This is a genomic window from Candidatus Frankia alpina, from assembly GCF_902806485.1.
GTDB classification, from domain to species: Bacteria; Actinomycetota; Actinomycetes; order Frankiales; family Frankiaceae; genus Frankia; species Frankia alpina.
In genome coordinates, this window is sequence record NZ_CADCWT010000232.1 from 1 (window position 1) to 7122 (window position 7122).

Sequence of the window (7122 nt, forward strand, 5' to 3'; positions counted from 1 at the left end):
CGTCAGTGCCGAGCACCTGGTCGAGGTCGTCGAGCAGGTCCCGGTCCTCGGGCTGCGCCTGCTGGCGGGGAGCGCCGGGGACGGGCAGGCCCTTGCGGTCCAGTTCGTCGAGGGAGCGCCTGATGAGGGCGGGGACCTGTTTGACGTCGATGAAGTAGGTCTGGGCCATGACCGAGCGCTCCCCGGTGAACCCCTTGACTAGGGCGGTGCCCCGGTCGGTGCCCGGGATCAGTTCGGTGGCCCGGTGACCGGCCCGGTAGGCGCCTTGGCCGAGCAGGGCGTCGTTCGCGACGTGGTCCCCGACGGCGTAGGCGATGCCGTTGGAGCAGTTACGGGTGACGTCGCGGGGCATCGAGTCCTTCGTCGGTGCCTGCGTGCTCACGATCATGTGAATGCCGCGCTTGCGTCCGAGCCTGACGATGTCGATGAGGAGTTGGGCGATCTCCTTGCCGTAGACGGGGTGCTGGATCGCGACGTGGGCTTCTTCGAGCAGGCAGAACAGCGGGTGCAGCCCCACCCCCTGACTGGCGATCTTCCGGTTGACGACATCGATCTCGTGGTCGACAAGGAGCTGGCCGCGGGCCTGGACTTCGTCGTGCAGCTCGCGGAGGTCTTCGAGGATCTGGCGCATGTGGTGGTTTTCGACACCCATGACGTAGCGGGAGCAGCGGGGCTTGAAGTACTCGAAGTCGAAGTTCGTGTCCGGCACCCAGATCCGCAGTTCCGCGGTGATGTCCAGCGATGCCCCGGCCAGGATCGTCCGGGCCGAGGAGCTTTTGCCCTGGCCGGGCTGACCGCCGGTGATGGTGTTGCGTTCCATCACCGGCGCGACCAGCGCGTCCCCGCGCAGGCTGCGGCCGAACGGCACCCCGCGGAACACGTCGACGAACCCGTCGGTCAGCAGCGGGTACGGCCCGGCGCCCTCCTTGAGCGCTCCCGGGTCCGCGATCCACACATCGAGCAGGCCGGCGTCCTCCCCGGTGCGCAGCCACACCTCGTTGACCCGCCGATGCAGACTCGCCGCGATCGATTCCCGCTTCGCCTGCGCCTCGACGTAGCTGGCCGGCAGGCCGCCGGGCAGCCGGATCAGCGCGTAGGTGCCCCGGCCGTCCTTACGGGCAGGCACCACGTACTGCAACGGGGCCTTCTTGAGGTAGTCGGTGATCTGCTTGATCCGCAGCGCGGCCAACGCCTGAGTGAGGGCACGTTCGTCGATGACAATGTCCACGTCGTCGTCGGTAGAGGTAGCAACCCAGCTCGGGGCGTCCGCGGCCCGCCCGGCCCGGTGGGTGATGACCAGCCAGGCCGGCACGACCCCGGCGGCGGCGGGCGGGACCAGCACGGTGACCGCGGTGACGAGCAGGCTCAGCAGCCAGCCCACGAATCCCCAGTAGTCGCCCCAGCCCACTCCCAGGGGGTGGACCACGCCGACGAGGATGCCAGCGGTCAGCACCACCCCGACCACGACCAGCAGCGCGGCCAGCGTCGAGATCCCGGCGGCCTTGAGCACCGCGGGCAGGGTCGCCACCCGGGCCCGGCGTTCGGCCTTCGCCACCCGCAGCCGGTCCAACCACTCGGCCAGCTCCGCCGCATCCCCCCGGACGCGGGCCCCGCGGATCTGCTCCCGGATCACCGCATGGGTGGCGGCGTCGGCCGCGCGGCGGGCGAGTACGGCGTGCCCCTGGGCGGACTGCACCACCACCCGGCCCGCGGTACGAGCAAGCTCCTTCCCGCCGGCCGGCAGCGCCGGCAGGGACACCGACCCCGTTTCCGACCCCGCAGGCGGGCCAGCGGGGTCGGAAACGACCATGTTGCCCTGCTGGTCGAGCACCTCCCCGTGCAGCGCCGTCCCGCCGGCCGGCGGGACGGTGTCGACGGTCGGGGTCCAGGGACCGGGCACGACAACCCCACCAGGCGAGGCGTCCTGTGGGGCGTTTGGCTGTTCGGTCATCGGTCACCTCCCGGGTGCGTCCAGTCAGGGGCGGGAACAGCGGTGGAGACCAGCCAGGACGACGCGCCCAACGGGCTGATCCCGGCGCGGATCGCGGCAGCGACGTCGAGGCGCTCGGCGGTGGTCACGACCACGGCGACGGCCAGGCCGGCCGCACGCAGCGCGAGCACGACCAGCGCGAGAACGGTCAGGGCGACAGCGACCCACCAGGGCAGCCGACGCAGGTCGTCGCGCACGCTCCCGCCGGTCATGCCGTCGCCCCCTGGTCGTCGTGCACCAGCGACAGCGGCGCCGCGCGCCGCGCCGCGTGCTCGGCCAACAGCCGCTTCGCGCGGGTCTCCCCGATCTCCAGATGCGCCGCCGCACCACGCACCGACAGCCCCGCGGCATCGTCACCGAGCGCGTCGAGGGCCGCCAGCAGCTCGGCATCCGTACGGGGCGCGGGCTGCTTGCCCCGTACGGCACGCGGCACCGTGACGCCCCGGTTCGGCCGCGCCGCGGGCTGCTTCGCGGGACGCTTCGGTGGGTGCGGCGCGGTGGCCTGTTCGGCCAGGTCAGCACCTGTTCGTGCGGGTGCTTCATCCGTACTGCCCACCGCATCCCGCGCCGCGTCGTGAGCCGTGCTGTGAGCCGGGTCTTCGAGTGCAGTACCGGCGCTGCGCGGTGCGGCGTCGAGGGCGGCCTGCGGCGCCTCGCGCGGCAACGCGTCACGTGCGGCGTCGTGGTGCTGGGGTGTCCCTACCGGGTGCGGCGCGGCACCCGCTTCCACCGTCATGGTGGTGGCGAGGACGGTCCCAAACGGCGGCCGCCGCGATGCCTCCATCGCGAGCAACTCCGCGGCCGCCCGATCCTGCACACGGGCAACCTGACGGCGCACCGACGCAACAGCGAGCTGCGCGCTGGCGGTGGAGATCTGCACGGCGACCCACTGCTTGTCGTCCGCGGTCAGCTCCGGGCGGGTCGCGTGCCCGAAGGTCCACCACAGCGTCTTCGCCGCGATGCTCACCGACGCGCCGATGCACGCCATCGCCAACCCGCCGGTGCGGTAACCCTCCACGCCGATCGCGGTCACGGTCACCGCGAGCAGCCCCCAGCCGACCCCGTCGACGACCTTCCGCCGGTCCGAGCGGAACCGCACCAGGTACGCCATGCCCAGCGCCGCGCACCACGCCAGGTCGAACACGGACGCCGCCAGGTACGCCGTCCACATCCCGTCCAGCAGGTGCGCGATGCTCACCGTCGACCACGTGATGCTCACCGCGGTCAGCGCGAGGACCAGGCCCACCACCGCGCGGACCGCGAGGGCGTCCCAGTCCCGCGGCAGCACCGGCACCGCGATCCGGCGGGTACGAGCAACCGGCGCGGCCACCCCGTCCACGGTGTAGGCCTCGGTGTACTCCTGCGTTTCGATCCGGTACTTCACCGGCCGTTTCACCTGCCCTTACGGGTATCGGAGCGGCGGTGGGCAAAGCCGGTAGGCCGGCCGGTGCCGATCTGCGGCATCACCGTGCGGACCATGCGAGCCAGCGCCGCGGCGCGGCGGTCACCCAGCGAGATTCCGCGATCGGCGAGCGCGGCGACGAGAACCCGCCGACCAAACGGCCGACCAGCCACCAGGGCCGCCGCTGCGATCTCCAACGCAGCCGGCATCAGCTCCTCAAACGGCCGCACATCCGCCTTCGACCGCTTCGGCCGCTTCGGTCGCTCGGTACCAGTCAGGACTCCGTGCACGTCCCGCAGGGCCCGGCCGAGTAGCGGCTCCACGCTGGTGACCTTGATTCCAAGCACCAGCGCCGTGGCCGCCAGCGACTGGCCTTCCAGGTAACGCAGCTCGATCGCCTGACGGCGCCGGGGCGTCAACTCCGCTAACGCCACCCGAATCCGCTTCGCCAGACCGGCCGCCGAAGCGGTACCCAACCCGCCCGCGAGCACGGCAAGGGTCACCCCGCCGACGGCCTCCCGGTGCCGCCACTGCTCCCCGAAGTAGCCGGTCAGCGTCCGGGCGGCCGCTGCCTGCCCGAACAACCAGGCACTGAACGTCTCCGTCGGCAGCAGCCCCCGATACAGCAGCTCCAACGCGGTGGTGAACACCTCCTGAAGCAAGTCGTCGAGGTCGGCCGGGTTAATGGCGCGGCGGTACAGGTACGCGCCGATCCGCCGCGACCACCGGCGGTACAGCTCCTCAAAAGCCCCCGGATCACCGAGAGCGGCCCACACCACCAGCATCTCGTCGGCGGTCAGGGCAACCGGGGTCACCGTCTCCACCAGCCGCCGCGCCGGCACCGGCCGGGCCTGGGCGTAGGTGTCGCGGGGGTCGTTATCGTCCGGGAAACCGGGGGCGGCCAGCAGGGTCCGGCGGGTCATCGCACGCCACCACCCTCGGTACCAGCGACAGGCTGGGCCGCGTCCGCCAAGGCCAGGGCGCACAGCGCGGCGGACTTGCCCTGGCAGGGCATGCCACCGGCCAGGAACGCGGCCCCCTCAACGAGGTAGGCCCAGGGGCCGGCGGTCGTGCCCTCCCCGGTGCCGCCGATCAGCGCGGCACGGGAGCCGGCCATGTCGGCGAACAGGACGGCCATGTCGTCGTAGACCGTCAGGCCGCCCGCGGCGATCTGCGCGCTGGCCTCCCGCTCACCAACCTGCCACTCCTCGGTCCAGAACCAGCCCTGTCCCGAGGCCGTCTCGGCGAGCTCTATCGGCGTGTCGGCGGCGAGGATCGCGGCGATCTCCCGGTCGACCTCGGTGAGGTCCGCGGCGCGCCGCGGCCACTCGGCGTCGATCGCGGCTAGCTCCCGGGCTGTCGGCCCGGCCAGGTCGAGGGCATCAGATGGGTAGCGGCGGGTCACGCGGCCACCGTTGTCATCGCCCGGCAACGGCCGGGGCAAGGCATGCTTGAACAAGATCTGACCTCCTACATGGGGCGGATCTAGGACCCGGCGTGAGGCTTGGCGGCATGCGCCGGGTCCGCTTGTGTTGACACGCTTGATACAAGCATCCGATCGTGGGTGTGTCAACTTGGTTGGTACAGAGCAGTCGCCGGGCGGTAGCCTCGCCCGCATGGGAGAGCAGCCGGACCGACGTGCCCCGCACGAACAACTTGCCGATCGACTCCGCGCGAAGATCGTCGATGGCCAGTTTCGCGAGGACGAGCGGATACCGTCCGTGCGGTCACTCGCGGCGAGCGAGGGTCTAGCACCCGGAACGGTTCAGCAAGCGATCAACCAGCTGAAACGGGAGGGGCTGGTGATCACCGCGCGAGGACAGGGAACGAAGGTCGTCTCAGGGGCCATGGCCATGGCTGTAGCCAGAACGCCACCTGACCCGCTCCTGCCCGTCGTAGAACGACTGGACGAGCTGGAAGCCCGGGTTCGCACGCTCGAAGCGTGGGTCGATCGCGGCTGACACCCAGTATTTTCAGGCTCGGCAGCGAGTGGCTGAGCGGTCGTCCGCGCTGTTGTCGTCATGGGGCTAGCCCACCGCGCCTGCTGACGCCGAGATCGGCGATTCTGCCCTGTGAGGTGCCTGGTGTTGTCATGCTTCAAGACTGGCGCCTCGCACCGGCGGCGAGAGGGATCTGGTGTATCCAAGAGGGCTCCGCGTAACTTGGATACATTGACTGAAAAGTTGGGGTAGAAGGGGAACGCCGTGGCCGGTTCGTCGAGAGTCCAGGCTGCGTTCGCACATCTGTTCAAGGAGATGCGCGAACGCAGCGGCTTGTCGTACAGGGATCTTGAACGCCCGACCTTGGCGAGTCGCGGGTGGATCAATAATGTTGCTTCCGGTGCACGTTGGCCGGATCGCTCTTGGGCCAGCCGCGCCGATGATGCGCTGAATTCTGGTGGGCTTTTGCTCGCGGCATGGGATCGCGCCAATATCGAACGGGAAGTGGAGAAGCGCACACGCTCGCTACTACTCGTGTCGGTGAAAGATTCAGGGGACATCCTTGCCGCGACGAACCCGGATGCTGTTGACGTTGATGGCCTCGGCGAGCGCGTCGCGTCGCTTGGCGTCGCATACTTGAGTTCCCCCGCTACGCCGATGTTGAGCCAGGGCTTGCAGCTCCGACAGGAGGCCATCCGGCGGATCAAGGAAGGCGCCGCTCGACCACATGAGTTCAAGGATCTGTATCTGGCGGCGGGCCGCGCGTCCGGTGTTCTCAGCTATGCTGCCCTCGACCTCGGCGAGCCCGATGCGGCGACGACGCACGCTCGTACTGCCTGGCGCCTCGCTGATCTTGCCGATGATGACGAACAACGCGCTTGGGTAAGGGGCACTGAATCGCTAATCGCGAGGTTTCGCAAGGATTACGCGCTGGCTACCTCGCTTATCACGGACGGACTTAAGTATGCCGGCCCAGGAACATCCGTGGTCCGATTGCTCTGCGGAGCGGCGCAATGCGCCGCGAACAGTGGCGATTCCGAGATGGCGCAGCACCTCCTTGGCAGAGCGCTTGATGCGCGAGACGACGCAACGCCCGATACGGTCAATGGCCTGTTTTCCTTCAGCTACGCCAAGCAGTTGTATTATGCCGGATCAAGTTTGATATGGCTGCCGGATGAACCGGCCCTACGCAAAGCAGAACAGGACTCCGGTCGAGCAATCGAGTTGTGGGAGCAAGAGGGGGAACAGTTCCGATCGTTTGATGATGAAGCCCTCGCCCACGTCTACATGGCCACGGCGCGGTTGAAGCTCGGCGAAATTGAAGGCGCGATGGATGCCGTCCGGCCGATCATCGAGCTACCGAATGATCGGCAGATTTCATGGATTAGGAAGCGGGTAGGTGAACTATCGCTCCTACTCGATGACGAACGGTTTAAGCACTCCACGGTGGCGGCCGATGCTCGCGAGGAGCTGCGCGGCGCCGGATAACCGGCGGCCCTGCTCAGCGCTCTGCTTTGCCCAAGCGTCGGGGTAGGAGATGGCCCCCCCACAGTGGTAGCCAAGCTGGTCCTGGCGGTGCCGGTCCCAGCTGGGTCCGCCACCCCCGAGCGGGTCTGGCAGGCGTCCAGGAGGCGGGGGGCCATCTCCCCCACCGGCCGGGCTCACGGTCAGGCTTGATTCAGCGTGGGTGCGGCTGGGACTGGCCCGACTATGGCTGGCCGCTTGCCGCCAGCCACCGCTCCATCTGATCGCTTTCCTCGAGGACGCCCACGACCGCGGCGTCTTAGTGC

The 7122-nt window shown here is 69.3% G+C and carries 7 protein-coding genes; 2 read left to right on the forward strand and 5 right to left on the reverse strand.

The window, feature by feature from the left end; genetic code table 11:
* The 5 genes from G6R25_RS19350 to G6R25_RS19370 all read right to left on the reverse strand — a co-directional run.
* On the reverse strand, positions 1-1951 hold a 1951-nt coding region (locus G6R25_RS19350), incomplete at its 3' end, for a cell division protein FtsK (RefSeq protein WP_163554095.1).
* On the reverse strand, positions 1948-2202 hold the full coding sequence (locus G6R25_RS19355; protein ID WP_136446810.1) for a hypothetical protein: 255 nt from the start codon (positions 2200-2202) through the stop codon (positions 1948-1950). The genes G6R25_RS19355 and G6R25_RS19350, both read right to left, overlap by 4 nt.
* Entirely contained in the window at positions 2199-3374 is a 1176-nt protein-coding gene (locus G6R25_RS25445) for a hypothetical protein (RefSeq protein WP_205447256.1), read from the reverse strand. The genes G6R25_RS19355 and G6R25_RS25445 overlap by 4 nt, the downstream gene beginning before the upstream one ends.
* 8 nt (positions 3375-3382) lie before the next feature.
* Positions 3383-4315, reverse strand: coding sequence for an RNA polymerase sigma factor (locus G6R25_RS19365; RefSeq protein WP_163554096.1), 933 nt, complete (start codon positions 4313-4315; stop codon positions 3383-3385).
* Positions 4312-4797 (reverse strand): hypothetical protein, encoded by a 486-nt coding sequence (locus G6R25_RS19370; protein ID WP_205447257.1) that lies wholly within the window; start codon positions 4795-4797, stop codon positions 4312-4314. The genes G6R25_RS19365 and G6R25_RS19370 overlap by 4 nt, the downstream gene beginning before the upstream one ends.
* A gap of 211 nt (positions 4798-5008) precedes the next feature.
* On the opposite strand from G6R25_RS19370, the gene G6R25_RS19375 reads away from it, so the two are divergent.
* Complete coding sequence (locus G6R25_RS19375) at positions 5009-5353, forward strand: GntR family transcriptional regulator (RefSeq protein ID WP_136446813.1); 345 nt, start codon at positions 5009-5011, stop codon at positions 5351-5353.
* 243 nt (positions 5354-5596) lie between these two features.
* Positions 5597-6820 (forward strand): helix-turn-helix domain-containing protein, encoded by a 1224-nt coding sequence (locus G6R25_RS19380; protein WP_163554098.1) that lies wholly within the window; start codon positions 5597-5599, stop codon positions 6818-6820.
* The last annotated feature ends 302 nt before the right edge of the window (positions 6821-7122 follow it).

Excerpts from the sequence above, each read along its gene's own strand:
- G6R25_RS19355 (WP_136446810.1), bottom strand. The coding sequence starts at position 2,202 with ATGACCGGCGGGAGCGTGCGCGACGACCTGCGTCGGCTGCCCTGGTGG.
- G6R25_RS19365 (WP_163554096.1), bottom strand. The coding sequence starts at position 4,315 with ATGACCCGCCGGACCCTGCTGGCCGCCCCCGGTTTCCCGGACGATAAC.
- G6R25_RS19375 (WP_136446813.1), top strand. The coding sequence starts at position 5,009 with ATGGGAGAGCAGCCGGACCGACGTGCCCCGCACGAACAACTTGCCGAT.